This is a genomic window from Bartonella propinqua (genome assembly GCF_047263965.1).
In the GTDB taxonomy this organism is placed as follows: domain Bacteria; phylum Pseudomonadota; class Alphaproteobacteria; order Rhizobiales; family Rhizobiaceae; genus Bartonella.
On the sequence record NZ_JBLEBK010000003.1, the window covers coordinates 188,258 to 209,985 of the forward strand.

Annotated in this window: 19 protein-coding genes; 8 read left to right on the forward strand and 11 right to left on the reverse strand. The window is 37.6% G+C overall.

Annotation, left to right across the window (positions count from 1 at the left end; all coding sequences use genetic code 11):
* Positions 1-578: 578 nt before the first annotated feature.
* Positions 579-1,835, reverse strand: coding sequence for an aspartate kinase (locus ACMFKV_RS03720; protein ID WP_336287978.1), 1,257 nt, complete (start codon positions 1,833-1,835; stop codon positions 579-581).
* A 182-nt stretch (positions 1,836-2,017) separates the two neighbouring features.
* On the opposite strand from ACMFKV_RS03720, the gene ubiG reads away from it, so the two are divergent.
* Positions 2,018-2,776: a bifunctional 2-polyprenyl-6-hydroxyphenol methylase/3-demethylubiquinol 3-O-methyltransferase UbiG gene (gene ubiG, locus ACMFKV_RS03725; RefSeq protein WP_413154529.1), complete on the forward strand. Its 759-nt coding sequence runs from the start codon at positions 2,018-2,020 to the stop codon at positions 2,774-2,776.
* 10 nt (positions 2,777-2,786) lie between these two features.
* Here ubiG and grxC read toward each other — a convergent pair whose 3' ends face one another.
* Together grxC and ACMFKV_RS03735 are read right to left on the reverse strand one after the other, a co-directional pair.
* A complete protein-coding gene (gene grxC, locus ACMFKV_RS03730) occupies positions 2,787-3,041 on the reverse strand; it encodes a glutaredoxin 3 (protein ID WP_332060604.1) in 255 nt (84 codons plus the stop codon).
* Between the two features lie 48 nt (positions 3,042-3,089).
* The gene (locus ACMFKV_RS03735; RefSeq protein ID WP_413154562.1) at positions 3,090-3,878 is read right to left on the reverse strand and encodes a ComF family protein; all 789 of its coding nucleotides are present in this window, start codon (positions 3,876-3,878) and stop codon (positions 3,090-3,092) included.
* A 184-nt stretch (positions 3,879-4,062) separates the two neighbouring features.
* Between ACMFKV_RS03735 and ACMFKV_RS03740 the strand changes: the two genes are divergently transcribed.
* Complete coding sequence (locus ACMFKV_RS03740) at positions 4,063-4,947, forward strand: methyltransferase domain-containing protein (RefSeq protein WP_336287980.1); 885 nt, start codon at positions 4,063-4,065, stop codon at positions 4,945-4,947.
* Between the two features lie 16 nt (positions 4,948-4,963).
* Here the strand turns inward: ACMFKV_RS03740 and ACMFKV_RS03745 are convergent, their stop codons facing one another.
* The 4 genes from ACMFKV_RS03745 to ACMFKV_RS03760 all read right to left on the reverse strand — a co-directional run bounded on the left by ACMFKV_RS03745 (position 4,964) and on the right by ACMFKV_RS03760 (position 9,593).
* Positions 4,964-6,319 carry an L-cystine transporter gene (locus tag ACMFKV_RS03745; protein ID WP_336287981.1) on the reverse strand — a complete coding sequence of 452 codons (1,356 nt, stop codon included), beginning with the start codon at positions 6,317-6,319 and terminating at the stop codon, positions 4,964-4,966.
* Between the two features lie 398 nt (positions 6,320-6,717).
* Complete coding sequence (mutT, locus tag ACMFKV_RS03750; RefSeq protein ID WP_336287982.1) at positions 6,718-7,131, reverse strand: 8-oxo-dGTP diphosphatase MutT; 414 nt, start codon at positions 7,129-7,131, stop codon at positions 6,718-6,720.
* A 140-nt stretch (positions 7,132-7,271) separates the two neighbouring features.
* On the reverse strand, positions 7,272-8,510 hold the full coding sequence (gene argJ / locus ACMFKV_RS03755; protein ID WP_413154530.1) for a bifunctional glutamate N-acetyltransferase/amino-acid acetyltransferase ArgJ: 1,239 nt from the start codon (positions 8,508-8,510) through the stop codon (positions 7,272-7,274).
* Between the two features lie 129 nt (positions 8,511-8,639).
* Positions 8,640-9,593 carry a peptidylprolyl isomerase gene (locus tag ACMFKV_RS03760; protein WP_413154531.1) on the reverse strand — a complete coding sequence of 318 codons (954 nt, stop codon included), beginning with the start codon at positions 9,591-9,593 and terminating at the stop codon, positions 8,640-8,642.
* 420 nt (positions 9,594-10,013) lie between these two features.
* Here ACMFKV_RS03760 and secA point away from each other — a divergent pair, with 420 nt between their 5' ends.
* The 4 genes from secA to prmC all read left to right on the forward strand — a co-directional run bounded on the left by secA (position 10,014) and on the right by prmC (position 15,283).
* Positions 10,014-12,728 (forward strand): preprotein translocase subunit SecA, encoded by a 2,715-nt coding sequence (secA, locus tag ACMFKV_RS03765; protein WP_413154532.1) that lies wholly within the window; start codon positions 10,014-10,016, stop codon positions 12,726-12,728.
* Positions 12,729-12,744: 16 nt separating this feature from the next.
* Positions 12,745-13,158 (forward strand): Fur family transcriptional regulator, encoded by a 414-nt coding sequence (locus ACMFKV_RS03770; RefSeq protein ID WP_336287986.1) that lies wholly within the window; start codon positions 12,745-12,747, stop codon positions 13,156-13,158.
* A gap of 182 nt (positions 13,159-13,340) precedes the next feature.
* Positions 13,341-14,420, forward strand: a complete 1,080-nt coding sequence (prfA, locus tag ACMFKV_RS03775; protein WP_413154533.1) for a peptide chain release factor 1 — start codon at positions 13,341-13,343, stop codon at positions 14,418-14,420.
* Positions 14,417-15,283: a peptide chain release factor N(5)-glutamine methyltransferase gene (prmC, locus tag ACMFKV_RS03780; RefSeq protein WP_413154534.1), complete on the forward strand. Its 867-nt coding sequence runs from the start codon at positions 14,417-14,419 to the stop codon at positions 15,281-15,283. Before prfA ends, prmC begins: the two co-directional genes overlap by 4 nt.
* Here the strand turns inward: prmC and nrdF are convergent.
* From nrdF to nrdH, 4 genes are all read right to left on the reverse strand, one after another.
* Positions 15,280-16,254, reverse strand: coding sequence for a class 1b ribonucleoside-diphosphate reductase subunit beta (gene nrdF / locus ACMFKV_RS03785; RefSeq protein ID WP_336287989.1), 975 nt, complete (start codon positions 16,252-16,254; stop codon positions 15,280-15,282). The genes prmC and nrdF overlap by 4 nt on opposite strands.
* A 10-nt stretch (positions 16,255-16,264) precedes the next feature.
* On the reverse strand, positions 16,265-18,346 hold the full coding sequence (gene nrdE, locus ACMFKV_RS03790; protein WP_413154563.1) for a class 1b ribonucleoside-diphosphate reductase subunit alpha: 2,082 nt from the start codon (positions 18,344-18,346) through the stop codon (positions 16,265-16,267).
* A gap of 370 nt (positions 18,347-18,716) precedes the next feature.
* Positions 18,717-19,136: a class Ib ribonucleoside-diphosphate reductase assembly flavoprotein NrdI gene (gene nrdI, locus ACMFKV_RS03795; protein ID WP_413154535.1), complete on the reverse strand. Its 420-nt coding sequence runs from the start codon at positions 19,134-19,136 to the stop codon at positions 18,717-18,719.
* Positions 19,137-19,151: 15 nt separating this feature from the next.
* The gene (gene nrdH / locus ACMFKV_RS03800; protein ID WP_336288041.1) at positions 19,152-19,376 is read right to left on the reverse strand and encodes a glutaredoxin-like protein NrdH; all 225 of its coding nucleotides are present in this window, start codon (positions 19,374-19,376) and stop codon (positions 19,152-19,154) included.
* Positions 19,377-20,090: 714 nt separating this feature from the next.
* Here nrdH and ACMFKV_RS03805 point away from each other — a divergent pair.
* Positions 20,091-20,843 (forward strand): ABC transporter ATP-binding protein, encoded by a 753-nt coding sequence (locus tag ACMFKV_RS03805; RefSeq protein ID WP_413154536.1) that lies wholly within the window; start codon positions 20,091-20,093, stop codon positions 20,841-20,843.
* A 3-nt stretch (positions 20,844-20,846) separates the two neighbouring features.
* Positions 20,847-21,728 carry a metal ABC transporter permease gene (locus tag ACMFKV_RS03810; RefSeq protein ID WP_336287992.1) on the forward strand — a complete coding sequence of 294 codons (882 nt, stop codon included), beginning with the start codon at positions 20,847-20,849 and terminating at the stop codon, positions 21,726-21,728.

Sequence of the window (21,728 nt, forward strand, 5' to 3'; positions counted from 1 at the left end):
GATTTGTGTTAAATTCTATCCGTAAATGAATAAGGAGATTTTCCTTCATAAACATTTTTACTAAAATCATGGTTAACTATTTCAAATGTTTCAATTTCATTATTATCATACGTATACAAATTGCATTTTCCATAACAAAAACGTCCGAAATCTGCCCTCTCTATTAAATCAATATACTAAGGAAAAAATTTTTACATATTCTCTAAGTTGAAGATATTACTTTATAGTAATTGCCACATAGCTCTTTGCTTTAAATGCTTATTTATCTTATAAAAGGCGTAAGAACTCACAGAAAAGAATATAATAAAGTTGCAAAAATCATTTAGATGGAGCACAAAACACCACTAAAATAAATCCTTATTGGCTATATTTTTTCGCAATTACATGAAAATCAGATGAAATCAAACTTTGACTATAACTTAAATTTTTCATCTGTGAAGCTATCCCTTCGTAGCATATTTGTTTAAATGAACGCGGGCACTTTCTTCCTATACAAAATGTTATTTGTATAGGATATTTACTCCCCCGCTAGATGAACACCTCACGTTATTTGGAAGCTCTTGAGAGTAAAAAAACGCTTACCCATTCTCAAGGCCGTAAACAGCATGCAATGTTCTTACCGCAAGTTCAGTGTAAGCACTATCAATCAAAATAGAAATCTTAATCTCTGAAGTAGTGATTGCCTGAATATTAATACCTTTTTCAGCTAAAGCCTTAAATGCCGTAGCAGCAACACCTGCATGGCTACGCATTCCAATACCAATAACAGATACCTTCGCAAGACCGCTTTCAAATTGGATAACATCAAACCCAATCTCTTTACGATTTTTCTTAAGAAGCGCAACAGCCTTTTCTACATCTGCTGACGGTACGGTAAAAGTCATATCAGTTCTCGAACCATCTTCAGAAGTATTTTGCACAATCATATCGACATTAATTCGCTCTTCAGCTAAGGGACCAAAAATTGCTGCGGAGATGCCTGGACGATCTGCAAGCCGACGTAGTGAAATTTGCGCTTCATCCTTAGCAAAAGCAATGCCAGTAACATTCTGTTGTTCCACGATTTCATCCTCATCGCAAATAAGTGTTCCAGAAGAACTCATTGGATCTCCCATGTCTATAGCATCGGGATCCTCAAAACTTGAGCGCACAAAAGTACGGACTTTGTGAACCATAGCCAACTCAACAGAACGAACCTGTAAAACTTTCGCCCCAAGAGAAGCCATTTCAAGCATTTCTTCAAAAGCTACTTTTGTCAAACGGCGTGCTTTAGGTTCTATGCGTGGGTCAGTTGTATATACGCCGTCTACATCTGTATAAATATCACAGCGATCCGCCTGTATAGCTGCTGCTACTGCAACAGCACTTGTATCTGATCCACCACGTCCCAAAGTAGAAATCCGATTATCTGGAGCTAACCCCTGAAAACCAGCAATAACTGCTACTTGACCTTCTTGCAAACACTGTATTAAAAAAGATCCATCAATATTTGTAATACGCGCACCACTATGCGCACTATCCGTATGAATAGGAATTTGCCAACCAAGCCATGAACGCGCATTCATTCCCATCGCCTGAAGCGTAAGAGCTAATAAACCTGCTGTTACTTGCTCACCAGAAGCAACAACCACATCATACTCATAAGCATTTTCATATTTTGGTGAAATGTCACGCGTCCACTGAACAAGCTCATTAGTTCTGCCAGCCATCGCTGATACTATAACTGCAACCTCATTGCCTGCCGCTACCTCTCTTTTAACATGTCGTGCAACATTTTGAATACATTCAATATTTGCTACAGATGTTCCACCAAATTTCATGACAATACGCGCCATTAATAATCTTACCTTTACACGCTTCTTATCTGAAATGACAATGAAGCCCTACTACCGTATCAACCAACCAGTTTTTTGACATACCGAATATCTATCATTTGCGCAAGTCTAGTATATTTATGTTAACTTCCCTTGACTTTAGATAAAATTCACCTGACTTAATCATTAAAAAGGAAAATGGCATGACAAATAAAACGCGCACTACAATTGATCAGAGTGAAATTGATCACTTTTCACGTATTGCTGCTGAGTGGTGGAATCCACAAGGAAAGTTTCGACCACTTCATCAATTTAATCCAACGCGTCTTGCTTATATTAAGGAAAAAATCTGTCTCGAATTTAACCGTGATCCTATCTCACTTATGCCATTCGAAAATTTAAAAATCCTCGATATTGGATGTGGAGGTGGTTTGTTATGCGAGCCAATGGCACGTTTAGGTGCTACGGTCGTGGGAGCTGATGCTGCACAAACTAACATTGAAGTTGCAAAAATCCATGCAGCCCAAAACAACCTTTCAATTGATTACCGCACCACTACTGCAGAAATGTTAGCCAATGAAGGAGAGCAATTTGATATCATACTCAATATGGAAGTTGTTGAACATGTTGCTAATGTTAATCTCTTCATAAAAGCCACAACAAAAATGCTCAAACCACAAGGGTTGATGTTTGTCTCAACACTCAACCGCACGTGGAAAGCATGGGGGCTAGCTATTATAGGTGCTGAATATATCTTACGTTGGCTTCCTAAAGGAACCCACGACTATAAAAAGTTCATTAAACCTCATGAGCTTAAAAGCTTCTTATCAGAAAATGCTCTAACCATTATTGACGAAATAGGCATTACCTATAATCCATTAAATGACAGCTGGAATCGTTCAAAAGATATGGATGTTAATTATCTGCTGCTTGCAAAAAAGCTTAACGAGAATATATCGTAACCCACAGCTATTATACATCTTTCAGCAAAGAATTGAGTTTGCCCTCAGCATCTAAGGCATAGAGATCATCACAGCCCCCGACATGATAATCACCTATAAAAATTTGTGGAAATGTATTACGTCCATTCGCTCGCTTTACCATTTCTTGACGAAGAGAGGTTGACGCATCAATATCTGTATATTCCACGCCTTTTTTATTAAGCAAATCACGCGCTTTTGCACAATAAGGACAGTTAGGGCGTGTATAAACTATTATCTCTTTCATAATATTAATTCTCCAATGTTTTTTAATACAATCAATTTGAAATCTCTTTTAAGAATCAGGAAAAATAGAAACCTCTTTTAAAGCACGTGAAAATGTTAGAACATCAACTTGCCGCGCACCTGCATGTTTTAACGTTGCAGCTGCCGCTGTAACTGTTGCACCCGTCGTAAAAACATCATCAATCAACAAAATAGAACACCCTTCTATATATTTTTTAACTTTACAAGGTACTTTAAAAGCGTTCCGCACATTCAATTTTCGTTCCTTAGTAGATAAGCTAACCTGTGGACGCGTATGCCGACAACGTACAAGCCAGCTAGGCTTAAAAATTTTTTTCTGTGTTGCTGCAATATAACGAGCAAGTTCAGCAGATTGGTTATAACGCCGCCTAAAAAAACGACGAAAATGCAACGGAATGGGAATAATGATATCACAATCATCAATCACTTCACGTCCAGCAAACACCATCCAATTAGCCATAAAAGATGCCAATTCTATATGATCGCCATATTTTAATCGTGTTACTAAAACTTGTGCAACCCCCTTATGAACTAAAACCGAGCGAACACGCGAAAAAGGAGGAGAATTTTGAATAGCCTCACCGCTGAGAAAACCATCTCCCATATCGCAAACAAAAGGAATCCCCATAACAGGACAATAAGGTTTCGTGATAAATTGGAGATCTTTCCAACACTCAGAACAAACAGTACCATAAGCGGAAACTCTTTGTTGACACTTAGGGCAAATAGGTGGATATAAAATTGTTATCAAGCGCTCAATGAAATTATTCAATATACCCCCGCCATTTAAAGCCACTGCTGAAAAGTATAATATCATCAATTTAGGCTTTTACATCCTTCTTGTGCAAAAAAACCTCCTTCGTATTTTAGAATTTAATGTCTTTAAAAATTTTTAATTCTTATAAATCTGCTTTTATTTCACATCATAAACTTGACATAGCTTACGCAAAAATGAACCTTTTCAAAATATACCATATCATAAATCGAAAGCATTCAATAACATGTCGCATCCTTTAATTTTTGATTATACTCGTATTGAACAATACCGCAAACGTGCTTTCCAAAAAGCAAAAAAAGGAAACGACTTTTTATTGTCTCACATAGCTGAGGATCTTTATAAACGTCTTCGTACTATTAATCGTCTTTTTACACTAGGTTTAGATTTACACGGTCATACTGGACTTGCTACGCAAACTTTGATGAGATCTGGTAAAGTTTGTTCTGTAGAGCGCGTTGAAACAAACATGCTCTACAAGAGTCACGACAAAAAATTTCATTTACGTCATCGAGAAATTCTTGACTTTCCTCAAAATTATTGTGATCTTATTGTTTCTCCCCTTTCATTACAATTGACCAATGATACCCCTGGCGTTCTTAGTCAGATAAAAAATATTCTTAAACCAGATGGCTTATTTCTTGCTGTTATGGCAGGAGCTGGCACGCTAGTAGAATTGCGTGAATGCTTACTACAGGCTGAAATTGAAATTTATGGTGGAACAAGCCCTAGGATTTATCCCTTTGCTGATATTCGTGATGCAGGAGCTCTTTTACAACGTGTTGGCTTTGCTCTACCTGTCGCGGATATTGAAAATGTGACGACACGCTATAATACAATGTTTGACCTTATGTATGACCTTAAAGCTATGGGAATGCAAAATGCACTCATCAATCGCTCACGACGCCCCGTGTCTAGACGCTTTTTCCTTCGCGCTGCTGAAATTTATGCAGAACGGTTTAGTGATTCCGATGGTCGCATTCGCGCAAATTTTTCTTTCATTTGGCTCTCTGGTTGGGCACCTCACCACAATCAACAAAAGCCTCTACAGCCAGGCTCAGCTCAAATATCTCTTGTAGATGTGTTAGGAAAAAAACCAAAGAAATTATAGCTCTTCAACATAAAAATTATTTCTCAAAAATGCTTTTATCCGTTGTACGTAACATCTGACTTGTGATAGTTCCAGCCAGCATTGAATCGCTTACATTTAGAGCTGTACGCCCCATATCAACTAAAGGTTCAATAGAAATGAGTACAGCAACTAAAGAAACAGGCAATCCCATAATTGGTAATACAATCAATGCAGCAAAAATAGCTCCACCACCAACACCAGCAACACCAATAGAACTCAATGTGACAACACCAACAAGGGTCGCAACCCAAGTAAAATCGAGAGGATTAATCCCCACAGATGGTGCTATCATGGTCGCAAGCATCGCTGGATAAAGACCCGCACAACCATTTTGTCCAATCGTTGCCCCAAAAGAGGCTGCAAAACTCGCAATTGATTGTGGCACACCAATCCACTGCGTTTGCGCCTCAATATTCAAAGGAATACTCGCAGCACTTGAACGACTACTAAAAGCAAATGTCAAAACAGGAAAAACCTTCTTGAAAAAGCGAAATGGATTAATTCCTGATATGCCAAGCAACACACCATGAACCCCAAACATGAGGATAATACCAACATAGGAAGCGATGACAAAAATCAGTAATTTATAAATATCTGCAATATTTGAGGTTGCTCCTAGCTTAGTCATAAGTGCAAAAACACCATAAGGTGTCAAAGAAATCACAATACGGACTAACCTTATAATCCAAGATTGTGCGACCTGAATGAATAAAAGAGCTTTTTCCCCCTTATCAGAATCATCTTTCCTTAAATGAATAACAGCAACACCCAAAAATGTTGCAAAAATAACAACACTAATAATTGACGTACGCTTGACTCCGCTTAACTCAGCAAATGGATTTGTAGGAATCAAAGATAAAATCATCTTCGGTACGCTTATATCTCCAAGTTGAGAAATGTGGGACCAAAGAGCAGTAGAAACATTTTCCCCACCATCTACCAGACTATTCGCTGTTAATCCAAAAAAATTAGTCACAAATACGCCAATCAGCGCTGAAATAGCAGTTGTAAAAAGCAATATTGAGATTGCCATTATACTAATTTTGCTAATAGATTCAACAGAATGCAGATGAGCGACTGCTAAAACGATAGAGATAAAAACCAGTGGCATAACAATCATTTGCAGTAACAAAATATAGCCATCTCCAACAATGTTAAACCACTCAACAGATTGTAACAGGGTGGTTTCACCCTCTCCATAAATAATCTGTAAAACACTGCCAAAAATCAAGCCAAGGATTAAACCTAGTATAACACGTAGTGAGAGACTCCATTTCATTTTTTTACTTTGAGAAAGCAATAACAAAAAAATAATAAATAGAAACAAATTAATAAAAAAATTAAATGCCATAATTTATACCCACTATCGTTGTGCTTTATATAAAAAATAACGCATAGCTCAAAATCAATATGTAATATCTAGAAACAAACTATAAAGCTTGCTACAATTTCATGAAGTCATTATTTTTTGAAATTATAGGTTAGAAGAACTTTTTTGTATATTAATAGTTGTTTTAACTTTTACCAGACAAACAATACAAATAGTCTGCTTTAAATTTCAATATGCGATGATACAGTAAGAATTATTACGGTGTTGATTAAACAGTTGCTCACGCAAAAATGGAATAATCTTCAGCAATAACCACAAAAACTCTTCTTCAAAAAGAGTCTTTTAGAGCTCTCTTCATCATGAGTGCCTCATGAAACGAGGCATCTTTTATCTGTGGACATACTTTTCTCACAAACACATTAAAGAAGAAAATTTTTTAATACTTGAATCAATGGCTTGTCAGCATCAGGCATGTGATAATTATCAAGATCGCCAATAAAAACCCATTTTAAATTTTGCCCTTCCCGCCCTTGCGCAACACCCTCATAATGATAACAAAGATACAATGGCATTAAGAGATGAAATGTTTCGTAAGCATGGCTCGCAAATGTTAAAGGTAGTAAATTATTTGGCTGAACATGAACACCTAACTCTTCCTCTAATTCACGAATCAATGATGCTTCTGGAGTTTCACCTTTCTCAACCTTTCCACCAGGAAATTCCCATAAACCAGCTAGTGATTTTCCTTGAGGACGTTCTGTAAGCAAAACACGATTATCTTGATCCAACAATGCGCATGCAACGACAAGAAGAAGTGCATTTTTTATACGCATACCGCTCTCCCACAGGCATAATAAGGATAATCATTTCTTTTACCATAAATCTCCACTCTAAAACGAAAAGATTCGCATACCTAATTCCCAAAAGAATATACAGATGCAGATATCGCTATGTTAAACTTATGGCAGATTAACTAACTTCTGTAATCACCATTGATCATAACGTACTCCTTCGTCAAATCACAAGACCAAACTGTTGCTTTACCGCTGCCCAAACCGATATCAACACGAATTGTGATGTGTTTACCTTGCATATAAGCATCAATTGTCTCTTCATTATACTCAGGATCACGTTCACCATTGATAGCCAAGCGATGTTCACCAAACCAAATAGTCAACAGATCACGATCTACTTCAACCCCTGCCTTACCAACCGCCATAACCACACGCCCCCAATTAGCATCTTCACCAGCAATAGCTGTTTTTACAAGTGGTGAATTTGCAATGGACAGAGCAATAGTCTTGGCAGCATTGTCTGTTGTAGCACCAATCACATTTACCTCAATTAAATGACGGGCACCTTCACCATCACAAACAACTTGTAACGCAAGTTCACGCAAAAGCTCACTTAATTGCTTGTAAAATATCTCATAACGCGAATCAGATTTACTTGTGAGACAGGGGAAATTTCCCTTTGCTTTTCCTGTCGCAAACAACATGAGTGTATCTGATGTTGAAGTATCGCTATCGACAGTAATCGAGTTAAAAGAACCCTGAACCGCTTCTGATAACATGGCTTGCAGGATATCTGAAGAAATTGCCGCATCACTCACCACAAAAGATAGCATCGTTGCCATATCTGGTGCAATCATACCAGCACCCTTTGCAATCCCGTTAATGGTAATAGTTATTCCTCCACAATCAAATCTACGTGTAGCAAGTTTTGGAAATGTATCCGTTGTCATAATGGCTTTTGCAGCCTCCAACCAATTTCCTTCTTTTGCTGTCTTAGCCATATCTGGTAAAAGGTTTATAACACAGGACGCATCCATTGGCTCTCCGATAACACCTGTAGAAGCTACGAAAATTTCGTTCTCTTTAACCTTTAAAGCATTTGCTGCAGCACACGTTATTGCATTTGTTGTTTGCTTTCCTTTTCGTCCCGTAAAGGCATTTGCATTCCCAGAATTAACAACAACCCCCCTAGCAATTCCATGAAGAAGCGAGGCACGACAATGATCCACAGGAGCAGATGGACATTTTGAACGTGTAAAAACACCTGCTACACTTGCTGGCTCATCGAAGATAATGAAAAGAAGGTCTGTACGACCTTTATATTTAATCCCAGCCTCAGCTGTTGCTATCCGCACACCAGACAATGGCAGAAGTTTTGGTATTTTTAGGGGAGACAAAGGCAATAGTTTTAAAATCACAACACGTCTCCCATAAAAATAAATGAAGCTGCTTGCAATTTAATGATTACGAAAAAACAACTTCTAGCAAAAAAGTTGCTGAGCTCTTTAATAAAGTCAATGTATCAAATTGCCCAGCCTTGAAAAATACTATTCTGCTTCTTCTTCGTTAGATGCTTCACTTGGAAACGACATACCATTTTCATGAGGTAATTGCATAAGTTTTTCAACATTAGCGTCAGGATATTTTACATTTATCGTACTGCGTAAATCAGTAATAAGCTTTTGGTAGCGCTCCTTTATAAGCTGTGTACGCAACATCTCTTTAACATCATCAAATACAGGAGGTTGTTTTAAACGACGGTCTTCTACCTTAATAACATGCCAACCAAAAAGACTTTCAACGGGTTTTTTGGTGTATTCTCCAACTTTCAAACCAAATGCAGCATCTTCAAAAGGTTTGACCATTTGACCACGACTAAAGTAACCAAGATCGCCTCCAACAGAAGCAGAACCATCTGTTGAGTTCTTTTTTGCAACTTCTTCAAAATTTTCCCCCTTATTTAAACGCGTAATGATAGATTCTGCTTCTTTTTTTGTTTTAACCAAAATATGGCGCGCTTTCACTTCATCCTCTTTGGGCAAAGCAGCAACTTCCTTATCATAAAGAGCTACCAAATCAGTATCTGAAATTTGATCAACAACCATCTGTTTAAAATACAACTGCTGAAGAACATTATCACGCATCACAGCCATACGTTTATCGTAAGCTTCAGTCTTATCAAGACCTTTGCTAATTGCCGCTTTAGTAAGTACTTGCATATCTAGGTAGGCTTTTAAAACCGTTATACGGCGTTGTTCATCAGGAATACGCGCTAAGTTAGGATTTATTTCAAGTGCTAACTCATCCAATTGCCCTGCTGTAATCTCCTTCCCATCAATAACTGCCATAACATGAGAAGCAGCAACTGTTTTTTCAGAATCTTTCTCCAAAGTTTTTAAATCATTTGGAGTAGATTCTGCGCTTTTTTGAGCAGCCACCCCCAAACTTGTGCTCGCCAATAAAGCTGATATCAAAAACAGCGTGATAAAGTTAAATTTCATAAATATACTCCTTAAAAATAGACGCATGCTCAAATTTCAGTTTTTATCATAACACTTTACATCTCTAAACATAGATAAATAAATTGGTAATGTTGTAAAAAAATATAAACTTTTCCTCTTATTTTAGTCTATCTTATCGCACTTTATGATGCTGAAAACATGATGATATAGAAAAATGTCATATTATACCCTAAATTACTCCGTAATTATGTCAACTAAATAGCATTACTAAAGTTGACATAGTGCACTTAGCTCCTTATCTCTACTTCGTAATTTTAAGTGAAAAGTTACGCACAAACAAATATAATAAATAGTAGCATCTGCATCTGGTTATATTAAACACCTTAGAGGATGCGGAGTATGGGGATAACATATGAAACATCCAATTGTAGTGATAATCAATAAAGGAAAGGACCAGAAATGGTCGGTTTAGGTGTTTTTGCACGTAGTCTTTTTGGCTCTACTCATGAACGTCGTCTCAAAGCTTTTCGTCAAAAAGTCGTAAAAATTAATGCTTTGGAAGAACAATTCCAAAAGTTAAGTGATACACAACTTTGCCAAAAAACTGATGAATTTCGTCAGCGATTAGCTGAAGGCGAAACCGTTGATTCACTCCTACCAGAAGCGTTTGCAACTGTCCGTGAAACGGCAAAGCGTGTTTATAATATGCGTCCTTTTGATGTACAGCTCATTGGTGGAATGGTACTTCATGACCGAGGTATTGCTGAAATGCGTACTGGTGAAGGTAAAACATTAATGGCAACGCTGCCAGTCTACCTCAATGCCTTAGAAGGGAAAGGCGTTCATGTTGTTACGGTAAACGATTATCTTGCTAGTCGTGATGCTGAAGCCATGGGAAAAATTTACGGTTTTTTAGGACTAACAACAGGTGTGATTCTACATAATCTTGATAATGATGCTCGCCGAGCAGCCTATGCATGTGACATCACCTATGCAACCAATAACGAATTGGGCTTTGACTATCTCCGTGATAATATGGCTTTTGATCGCAGTCAAATGGTTCAACGTGAACATCATTATGCAATCGTCGATGAAGTTGATTCTATCCTCATTGATGAAGCGCGTACTCCCCTTATCATTTCTGGTCCTCTAGAAGATCGTACCGATTTTTATAACCTTATTGATACATTTATTCCTGCCTTAACTCCGGAAGACTACGAAATAGATGAAAAACAAAAAACAACAACTTTTACTGAAATCGGTACTGAAAAAATTGAAAAAATGCTCGAACAGGCTGGGCATCTTAAAGGTGAGAGTCTCTACGATATAGAGAATGTCATGATCGTCCATCACGTCAATAACGCTCTCAAAGCCCATAAGTTATTCGTCCGCGATAAGGATTACATCGTTCGCAATGATGAAATTGTTATTATTGATGAATTTACGGGTCGTATGATGCCAGGACGGCGTTACTCTGAAGGACTTCATCAAGCACTAGAAGCCAAAGAGCATGTTGCTATTCAACCAGAAAATCAAACATTAGCTTCTATTACTTTCCAAAATTATTTTCGTATGTATAGAAAATTGTCTGGTATGACTGGTACTGCTACAACCGAAGCCGAAGAATTTAATAATATTTATGGTCTTGACGTTGTTGAAGTTCCTACAAATTTACCAATACAACGCTGTGATGAAGATGATGAAATCTACCGAACAGCAGAAGAAAAATATCGTGCTATTATAGATAATATTCGTCAGGCGCACGAAAAAGGACAGCCTATTCTTGTTGGAACAACCTCTATTGAAAAATCAGAACTATTGGCAGAACGCTTACGAAAAGAAGGTATTACCGATTTTAGAGTCCTGAATGCCCGCTATCATGAGCAAGAAGCATATATCATTGCACAGGCAGGAGTTCCTGGAGCTTTAACTATCGCAACGAATATGGCTGGTCGCGGTACTGATATACAGCTCGGTGGAAATGTCGAAATGCGCATTCGACAAGAATTACAAGACATCCCTGAAGGAACAGAGCGGACTGCTAAAATCGAAAAAATAAAAAAAGATGTTCAACAGCTCAAAGAGAAAGCACTAGCAGCTGGTGGTCTTTACGTTATTGCTACTGAACGCCATGAAAGTCGTCGTATTGATAATCAACTTCGTGGACGCTCTGGTCGCCAAGGCGACCCTGGTCGCTCAAAGTTCTTTCTCTCTCTCCAAGACGATCTTATGCGTATCTTTGGCTCAAACCGTATGGATGGCATGCTACAAAAACTTGGGTTGAAAGAAAATGAAGCCATTATGCATCCATGGATTAATAAAGCTCTTGAAAAAGCGCAAAAAAAAGTCGAAGCACGAAATTTTGAAATTCGTAAAAATTTATTAAAATACGATGATGTAATGAATGACCAGCGCAAAGTTATTTTTGAGCAGCGTATGGAGATAATGAACATCGATGACTTAACTGAAATGATCGTTGAAATGCGCAATGAAGTCGTCGAAGATCTCGTAGAAATCCACATACCATCTGAAACATATGCTGAAAAATGGGATGTAAAAGCACTTCAAGAAGAACTTCATCAGCTCTTCAATTTGGAGCTTCCAGTAGAAGAATGGGCAAAAGAAGATGGAATTGTTGCAGAACAAATCTTAGAACGCGTATCAGATGCTGTTATTAAACTTGAAAACGAACGTGCTGAACGCTATTCTCCAGAAATTATGGCTTATTTCCAAAAAGCTGTATTACTCGAAACCATTGATATATTATGGCGTGAGCATCTGGTAAATTTAGATCATTTACGTTCTGCCGTTGGTTTTCGTGGTTATGCACAACGGGATCCACTCAATGAATATAAAACAGAATCGTTTGAGCTTTTTCAGACTATGCTCAAAAATCTGCGCAGAAATGTTATTTCTAAACTCATGCGTTTCGAGGTCGTTCAGCAACCTACAGAATCGATGTCTATGCACGCTAACGCGGATGATTCTGTCTTAAATGACCAAGAGAAAAAAAATGATCCCATTTTGTGGACGCAGTCACAAGAGAATAGGTTTGTTAATCCAAATGACCGCGACCCTAATGATTTAACTACATGGGGAAAAGTTGGACGCAATGAACGTTGTCCTTGTGGTTCAAAGAAAAAATACAAACATTGCCACGGAGCTTTCGTCTGAAAAGTAAACAATTAAAATGAATAAGAAAAATTATGAAAAAGAATTACGCGCAGCAGGTTTAAGAGTAACACGTCAAAGGCGTATTATTCTTGATATTTTGATCGACACAAACGACCATCCAAACGCGTTTGAAATTTTTCAGCGTGCCAATAAAGTAGATTCTAGTATTTCTTTATCGACTGTTTATCGAACCATGAAAATATTAGAAGAAAATGGAGCAATCCATCGCCACACCTTTAGTGGTGGACCTTCTCGTTTTGAGCAAGCAGATGGAAAGCATCATGATCACCTTATTGATGTAGAAACAGGAAAAGTTATAGAATTTCAATCTGATATGATTGAAAAACTACAAGAAGAAATTGCAAAATCTCTTGGTTATAATATCATTCATCGTCGTTTTGAACTTTATGGGAAAAAATGCAACCCTTAAATAAATGATTTCATACATATAATCAGAAAACTCTTCATACAAATCGGATTTACATAAGTCCATAATAAAACCTACACTATAACTTTCATTGGCAAAAAAGCTTTCCTGCTTTATTGCCCCCTTCTATATGATGCTATAAAATAATCGGTCACCAATACTTAATAAATTAGGCTAATATTATCATGGTTTCCTTGCCACAAGATCGTATAAGACAACTTGAAAAGCGCTTTGAAATAATTGAAAGTCAAATGGCTAAAAGCCCAAACGCTGAAACTTATGTAAAATTAGCTTCTGAATATGCAGAATTACAGCCAATTGTTACTTCTATACGAACATTAAGCGCTCTTTACACAGAAATCACAGAGCTGGACACCATCATAAATGACAAATTAACGGATGTGGATATGCGCAATCTTGCCCAAGAAGAGCTTCCATCGTTATATCAAAAAACGGAACAACTTGAACAAGAGCTCCAGATTCTTCTTTTGCCTAAAGACGTTGCTGATGAAAAAAGCGCTATTGTTGAAATTCGAGCAGGAACAGGCGGATCAGAAGCAGCACTTTTTGCAGGTGATCTTTTCCGCATGTATGAACGTTATGCAGCTTCTCATAACTGGAAAGTTGAAGTTGTTTCGCTCAATGAGGGCGAAGTTGGTGGATATAAAGAGATTATTGCTACTGTTTCAGGCAAAGGTGTCTTTTCTAAACTAAAGTTTGAATCAGGCGTCCATCGTGTACAACGCGTCCCTGAAACAGAAACTGGTGGACGCATTCATACGTCTGCAGCAACCGTTGCAGTACTTCCAGAGGCTGAAGAAATTGACATTGAGATTCGCCCTGAAGATATCCGCATAGATACAATGCGTGCTTCTGGAGCAGGAGGACAACATGTCAATACAACTGATTCAGCTGTTCGTATTACACATATTCCAACAGGAATTATGGTAGTGCAAGCAGAAAAATCACAGCATCAAAACCGAGCACGTGCACTTCAAATTTTACGTGCACGCTTATTCGATATAGAACGACAAAAAGCAGAAAGTGAACGCTCAGCATCTCGCAAAAATCAAGTTGGCTCTGGTGATCGATCAGAACGCATTCGCACCTATAATTTTCCACAAGGGCGTGTCACGGACCATCGTATTAATCTCACTCTGTATAAACTTGACCGCATCTTAGAAGGAGATATTGATGAGCTTATTAATGCGCTCATATCTGATTATCAAACAACTCTTCTTACTGAAATGGGTGCTAATGAATGAATGATTATTCTCTCGATAGAATCATTCAGCAAACTCAAGAAAAATTGCGCTACCATAAAATTTCTGAAGCTAATCTTGATGCCAAAATACTTGTTGAATGGATAACGAATACAAATGCATCTGATAGAATTACTCGACCAAATTTGCGTTTATCTCCTGAGCAAATAGTACGATTAGAACAAGCTGTGCAACGACGTATTGCAGGCGAACCCGTGTATCGTATCATAGGGAAACGAGAATTTTACGGAATATCCTTTGTATTATCGCAAGACACACTCGAGCCACGACCTGACACAGAGACGTTGGTGGATCTTGTCTTACCTCTCCTTAAAAAATATGTAAAACAATCAGGAAAAACAACGCTGCTTGATATGGGAACAGGCAGTGGTGCCATCGCTATTGCAATTCTTAAACAAATTCCTCAATCCTATGCAGTAGCTGTTGATATTTCTGAAAATGCTCTCAAAACCGCTATAAAAAATGCAGAAAATGCGAAAGTTATACATCGTTTTACACCACTTCTCAGTGATTGGTTTGATTCTGTCACGAATCGATTTGATCTCATTATTTCTAACCCACCCTATATTCCAGAACGAGATATAAAAAATCTTGCAAAGGAAGTGCGTCTACATGACCCATTACGTGCGCTAATCGGTGGGAAAGATGGTCTTGATTTTTATCGAAAAATCGCGCACAAAGCGGTGCACTATTTAAATGAAAAAGGCTATGTAGCCGTCGAAATCGGCTACTCTCAAGAAAAAAAAGTCTGCGATTTATTTGAAAAAAATGGCTTTCAGTGTCTAAAGATTTGCAAAGATTTATGTGACATACCCCGCGGACTTCTCTTTACATACAATCATTAAAATTCCCAATCATCGTCTACGGTAGCAACTGCCTTGCCAATAACGTAGGAAGAACCAGAACCTGAAAAGAAGTCATGATTTTCATCAGAGCTCGGTGATAAAGCTGCCAAAATAGCTGGGTTAACACGACAAACTTCAGGGGGGAAAAGAGATTCAAAACCCAAATTCATTAAAGCCTTATTCGCATTATAATGCAGAAAAACTTTAACATCTTCCGTCAGCCCAATAGAATCATAAAGATCTTCAGTATATTTGCATTCAATATTGTAAAGGTCAAAGAGCAAGTCGAAAGCAAAATCTTTTATTTCTTGCTTTTTGGCTTCATCCAGTTTCGCAAACCCTAATTGAAATTTATAACCTATATAATAACCATGTACAGCTTCATCGCGAATAATAAGCCGAATTAGATCAGCTGTATTGCTTAATTTAGCACGACTTGCCCAATACATAGGTAAATAAAAACCAGAATAAAATAAAAAGCTTTCAAGTAAAGTCGAAGCAATTTTCTTCTTTAGTGGATCATCCGCTTCATAACGTTCAAGTACCAGTCTAGCCTTTTTTTGCAAATGAACATTTTCTTCTGACCACCTAAAAGCATCATCTACTTCTACAGTTGAACACAAAGTTGAGAAAATAGAAGAATAAGAGCGCGCATGAACCGCTTCCATGAACGCAATATTCGTTAACACTGCTTCTTCATGCTCTGTTATCGCATCAGCCATAAGTGAAATGGCTCCCACTGTATTTTGAACTGTATCTAAAAGAGTCAACCCTGTAAAAACACGAATCGTTAGCTTGCGCTCTTCCTCCTTCAAACTTGCCCATGAAGGGATATCATTAGAAAGCGGAACCTTCTCAGGCAACCAAAAATTTCCAGTTAAACGATTCCAAACTTCAAGATCCCTTTCATCGTGTAATCTATTCCAATTCACAGCAGAAACAACAGGATTCTTGGTTGTAATCTTTGTCATAAACTATCTCCTACAGACTGCATGAAACACAGCCATCCACTTGTGTTCCACTCAACGCCACTTGTCGCAACCGCACATAGTAGATACTCTTTATACCTTTTTTCCAAGCATAAATTTGTGCACGGTTAATATCACGCGTAGTAGCAGTATCAGGAAAAAACAGCGTTAACGAAAGACCCTGATCAACATGCTGTGTAGCAGCAGCATAAGTATCAATAATTTTTTCAGGACCAATCTCATAAGCATCTTGGTAGAAGTTTAAATTCGTATTGTCCATGTAAGGAGCGGGATAATAGACGCGTCCAATTTTTCCTTCTTTGCGAATCTCAATCTTTGCAGCAATCGGATGAATAGAAGATGTTGCGTGATTAATATAAGAGATAGATCCCGTAGGTGGCACTGCTTGAAGATTACGATTATAAAGCCCGTACTTAACAACTAACTCTTTAAGTTCTTGCCAATCTTTTTGGTTCGGAATCACAATTTTGTTACGCGCAAAAAGCTCTTGCACAAGCGGAAATTGTGGTTTCCATTCTTTCTCAATATATTTTGCAAAAAAACTGCCATCTGCATAAGTTGACTTTTCAAACCCTGCAAACATTTTTTGACGCTCACGTGCAATCAAATTGGAAGCACGTATTGCATGATATGCCACAGTATAAAAATAAATATTGGTGAAATCAATCGCTTCTGGAGACCCGTAATAAATCTGTTCACGCGCTAAAAAACCATGCAAATTCATTTGTCCCAAACCAATTGCATGACTTTCAGCATTGCCCTTCGCAATAGAAGGTACACAAGCAATATCGCTCATATCGGAAACAGCTGTGAGAGCACGGACAGCAGATTCCACTGTTCGCCCAAAATCATCACTTTCCATTGCTTTTGCAATATTCATTGAACCAAGATTACAAGATATATCACTTCCAACGGTGCGATACGTTAAATCCGTTTCCAGTTCACTTGCTTCACTCACCTGTAAAATTTCTGAACATAAATTACTCATAACAATACGTCCAGCTATCGGATTGGCGCGGTTAGCAGTATCTTCAAACAAAATATATGGATAACCTGACTCAAATTGAATTTCTGCTAATGTTTGGAAAAAGACACGCGCACTTATTTTCTTTTTACGAATCTCTGCATTATCAACAAAAGACCGATAGTGCTCCGTCAAAGAAATATCGCTAAAAGATTGGCCTGTAACGCGTTCAATATCATAAGGTGAAAATAAATACATATCTTCATTATTACGCGCAAGCTCAAAAGTAATATCTGGAATAACGACACCAAGCGAAAGAGTTTTAATTCTGACCTTTTCATCAGCATTCTCACGCTTTGTATCTAAAAACTTCATAATATCTAAATGGTGCGCATGCAAATAAACAGCACCCGCACCCTGTCGCGCACCAAGTTGATTGGCGTAAGAAAAGGAATCTTCCAAAAGTTTCATTACAGGCAAAATACCTGAAGATTGATTTTTTATTTTCTTGATTGGTGCCCCTGCTTCTCGCAAATTCGTTAAACACAGCGCCACGCCTCCACCGCGTTTCGAAAGCTGTAAAGCTGAATTTATCGAACGACCTATCGATTCCATACTATCTTCAACACGCAGCAAGAAACACGACACCAATTCGCCGCGCTGCTTTTTTCCTGCATTCAAAAATGTCGGTGTTGCAGGTTGAAACCGCCCTGTAATAATTTCATCCACAAGATTCTCAGCAAAAGCCTTATTGCCTTGCGCTAAATATAAAGCCACAAGACAAACACGGTCTTCATAACGCTCCAGATAGCGCTCTCCATCAAAAGTTTTTAGTGTATAACTTGTATAATACTTAAAAGCACCCAAAAAAGTAGGAAAGCGAAACTTAAATGCGTAAGCGCGTTTAAAAAGTTTTTTGATAAAAGAGAAGTCGTAAAGCTCAAACAAAGATTTTTCATAATAGCCTTCTTCTATCAAGTAATCTATCTTTTCCTTGAGATTATGAAAAAAAACTGTGTTTTGATTAACATGCTGGAGAAAATACTGTCGTGCAGCAAGTCGATCCATATCAAACTGAATATGACCATTGTCGTCATAAAGATTAAGCATCGCATTTAATGCATGATAATCAATAACTTTATCGATATCATGCTTAAAAGAGATAGCTTCTTTTTCTCCCAGTTCCAAAATATTATCTACCCCTTTTATTTCAGTACTACAAAGTATATTTTGTAGATATTGTTAATCGTAATTTTGTCAATATTATAATTCATATAATCTAGATTATATGAATTATAATCTAGTGGACTATAATTCAAGTCTATCAATATTTTTATATAACATTTTGCTAAACATTTCAAATTTTGCATGCACTTGCCCAACATTTCTTGCATGCACTTGCCCAACATTTCTTGCATGCACTCGCCCAACATTTCTTGCATGCACTCGCCCAACATTTCAAATTATAATATCGACAAAATTACGATATAGTGCTGAAATTTATTTTTTTATCTCTCCAAAATTCTTTTAATTTTTTTTGAACATAAATAACATCTTCATCTGTCCCACGTAATTCAAAACGGTAGAGGCAAGGCACACGGCATTTTTCAGAAACGATCTTACTGGCTAAACCATAATTACGACCAAAATTACGATTCCCACCGCCGATAACACCGCGAATTAATTTACGATTCTCTACTTCATTGAGAAAATGAATAACGGCTTTCGGCACAGCCATTCTCCCTTCACCATCTGCATATGTAGGGACAGCCAATACATAAGGCTCATGAACTAATACAGATGGCTTTTTTTTATCAATCTTGAAAAGTCGTTGGCCAATCCGAGAGACAAAATGCTCAGTATTCCCTGTTGCATTCGAATAATAAACAATAAGCCCCATTAATCATAAACCTCATTAACCACAAAGACCATTAATCATATCTGGTCTAAATCCTGACCAATGATTTTCACCACAAACAACCACTGGAACCTGACGGTACCCAAGAGATCTAATAAAGCTATATGCTTGTTCATCACGGGAAATATCAACAACACGATACTCAATGCCTTTAGCCTCAAAGGCACGATAAGTTGCATTACATTGAACACAAAACGGCTTGCTATAAATAATAACCGACATCTCTTCAACTTTCACAATTCTAACAGCCCCTTAAAAGAGTTAATATTAACAATTTCGCAGAATCAAAAATAACAAAAAATCAGCACTTCTACATAAATGCACGCAGCCACAACATACGTAGCCATACTCTAATTCGAATAACATATAGCATTCTGAACTATAACTTAAATGCCCATATCCCTACATCAATAATTTAAAAAAATTATGATGAGAATACATGATTACCTTACAACTTAAATAATGAATTCTTCCCTCAATTATAAAATAATTGCTTGCTTGCATTATACTTCCCTCCTTCTACCCTTTTAAAAATCAACAATATAGTACACCCGCTCCCCAAGCCGCCATTCTTACGCATCTTTATTTGCTTTTTTTATGATATAAATTAACTGACTAAAAAGCTTTCCTTAAAAAGAGACTTCAGTAAAAAGATTACTTTATTCTTCAAAAAAACATTTAAATATAAAAAAATACACTACTATTCTTTTTTGTACTTAATAAATTTGGTGATTTTAAATTAGAATCGCTAACAATTCTATAGGCTCCACCTCATCAAGAAGCATTCAACCACAGCTTTTTAATTTTTCACGGCTCGCCACTGAAACTTTTAACTCCACTCATTCCCAAAATATATGTAATTATATAACATTTTATTGACATGTGTAATTATATAACATAGCTATTTTGGGCAAAATAATGAAAATGGTATAGGTTATGAGTCTGCTCTTCGATGATATAACATTAGGTTACATAAACAGGGTAACAATAAAGAACTTTTCCGCAAAGCTGATAGCTGGCTCGTTAGTTGCAATAACGGGTGACAACGGTTCTGGAAAATCTACACTGCTTAAAGCCATTGCTGGTTTAATTAACCCCATAAGCGGTAAAATTACAAAATTAAAAAAAAGTCGTATTGCTTATCTTTCCCAACAGTGCAACATCGACAGAACATTTCCAATTGATGTAGAAACGCTCATAAAAACAGGATTATGGTCTTTTTGCGGACTGTGGAAAAAACAGCGTCCTTATCAATATAAAGTTCAGAATGCACTTGAAATGGTTGGACTCACAGCACTGGCAACTAGATCGCTTGATGCGCTATCAAGTGGTCAATTACAACGCGCCCTTTTCGCGCGTGTCATTGTACAAGATGCCGACATTATCTTACTTGATGAACCTTTCAATGGTGTAGATCGTAGTACTCAAAAAGACCTTCTTGCATTGATTACTTATTGGCAGCAACAAGGCCGAACAATTCTTACAGCACTCCATGACCCCCTTATTGTGCAAGAACATTTTCCTCACATGATTCAAATTAACAAACAAAATGCTTTTTATGGGGAAACCGCACAATTTTTCACCAGCGACACCCATCATGTTATGTCACCTCTCATACCTAACTCTTTTCATGGCAACCCACTAAAACAATGCCTTCCCATCAATGATTCTCACTATACTGGATTGTAATACGTGTACGCATTTTTTCTTGCACCCTTCATTGATTTCCATTTTATGCAAAACGCCCTGATCGGTGCGATTCTTTTGTCCATCAGCGCCTGTCCCATTGGGGTATTTTTGATGCTACGTGGAATGAGTTTAACAGGAGATGCTATATCTCACGCCATCCTTCCTGGTGTTGCTGCAGCTTTTCTTTTTTGTGGCTTCTCTCTCATATCTATGACACTTGGTGGAGTTTTAGCTGGTATTATCGTTGCAGTAGCAACTGCCTTGATTTCACGAAATAGCGTCCAAAAAGAAGACGCATCAATGGCGGTCTTTTATCTCATTGCACTAGCAGCAGGCGTCATTATTGTTTCACTAAAAGATTCAATGATTGACCTTCTCCACCTCTTATTTGGTTCAGTACTTGCTATTAATACACAGGCTCTTCACCTCATCACCGCTATAATGCTGATCACAGTGTGCAGTCTCTGCATTTTTTGGCGCGCTCTTATCATAGAAAGCTTTGACCCCTTATTTTTTAAATCACTCTCCCCATTAAGCAAATATGTTCATATATCATTGCTTGGACTCGTGGTGTTAAATCTGGTGGGCGGTTTCCAGTCACTTGGAACATTACTCTCTGTCGGCATTATGATGATCCCAGCTATTACAGCCCGTTTTTGGCTTTCGCGCTTAGGTCCTATTTGCATACTTTCCATCATTTTGGGAATCGTTGCTAGCATATGTGGTCTACTGCTTTCTTTTCATCTATCACTTCCTTCTGGCCCTGCTATCATTATTGCCGCAGGATTTATTTATCTTCTTTCCTGCCTCATAAGTCCACGCGGTTTTATTGTAGCATGGTTCCCCCACCTTATTTTATACTTCCCCTTTATCTTAAGGAAATAA

What these genes read in the sequence shown, in the direction of transcription:
- nrdI (WP_413154535.1), bottom strand. Translation starts at nt 19,136, where the DNA reads ATGGGGCTTATTGTTTATTATTCGAATGCAACAGGGAATACTGAGCAT.
- ACMFKV_RS03740 (WP_336287980.1), top strand. Translation starts at nt 4,063, where the DNA reads ATGTCGCATCCTTTAATTTTTGATTATACTCGTATTGAACAATACCGC.
- ACMFKV_RS03770 (WP_336287986.1), top strand. Translation starts at nt 12,745, where the DNA reads ATGAATAAGAAAAATTATGAAAAAGAATTACGCGCAGCAGGTTTAAGA.
- ubiG (WP_413154529.1), top strand. Translation starts at nt 2,018, where the DNA reads ATGACAAATAAAACGCGCACTACAATTGATCAGAGTGAAATTGATCAC.
- secA (WP_413154532.1), top strand. Translation starts at nt 10,014, where the DNA reads ATGGTCGGTTTAGGTGTTTTTGCACGTAGTCTTTTTGGCTCTACTCAT.
- ACMFKV_RS03745 (WP_336287981.1), bottom strand. Translation starts at nt 6,319, where the DNA reads ATGGCATTTAATTTTTTTATTAATTTGTTTCTATTTATTATTTTTTTG.
- nrdE (WP_413154563.1), bottom strand. Translation starts at nt 18,346, where the DNA reads ATGCTTAATCTTTATGACGACAATGGTCATATTCAGTTTGATATGGAT.
- ACMFKV_RS03760 (WP_413154531.1), bottom strand. Translation starts at nt 9,593, where the DNA reads ATGAAATTTAACTTTATCACGCTGTTTTTGATATCAGCTTTATTGGCG.
- nrdH (WP_336288041.1), bottom strand. Translation starts at nt 19,376, where the DNA reads ATGTCGGTTATTATTTATAGCAAGCCGTTTTGTGTTCAATGTAATGCA.
- prfA (WP_413154533.1), top strand. Translation starts at nt 13,341, where the DNA reads ATGGTTTCCTTGCCACAAGATCGTATAAGACAACTTGAAAAGCGCTTT.
- mutT (WP_336287982.1), bottom strand. Translation starts at nt 7,131, where the DNA reads ATGCGTATAAAAAATGCACTTCTTCTTGTCGTTGCATGCGCATTGTTG.
- grxC (WP_332060604.1), bottom strand. Translation starts at nt 3,041, where the DNA reads ATGAAAGAGATAATAGTTTATACACGCCCTAACTGTCCTTATTGTGCA.
- ACMFKV_RS03805 (WP_413154536.1), top strand. Translation starts at nt 20,091, where the DNA reads ATGAGTCTGCTCTTCGATGATATAACATTAGGTTACATAAACAGGGTA.
- nrdF (WP_336287989.1), bottom strand. Translation starts at nt 16,254, where the DNA reads ATGACAAAGATTACAACCAAGAATCCTGTTGTTTCTGCTGTGAATTGG.
- ACMFKV_RS03720 (WP_336287978.1), bottom strand. Translation starts at nt 1,835, where the DNA reads ATGGCGCGTATTGTCATGAAATTTGGTGGAACATCTGTAGCAAATATT.
- prmC (WP_413154534.1), top strand. Translation starts at nt 14,417, where the DNA reads ATGAATGATTATTCTCTCGATAGAATCATTCAGCAAACTCAAGAAAAA.
- ACMFKV_RS03735 (WP_413154562.1), bottom strand. Translation starts at nt 3,878, where the DNA reads ATGATATTATACTTTTCAGCAGTGGCTTTAAATGGCGGGGGTATATTG.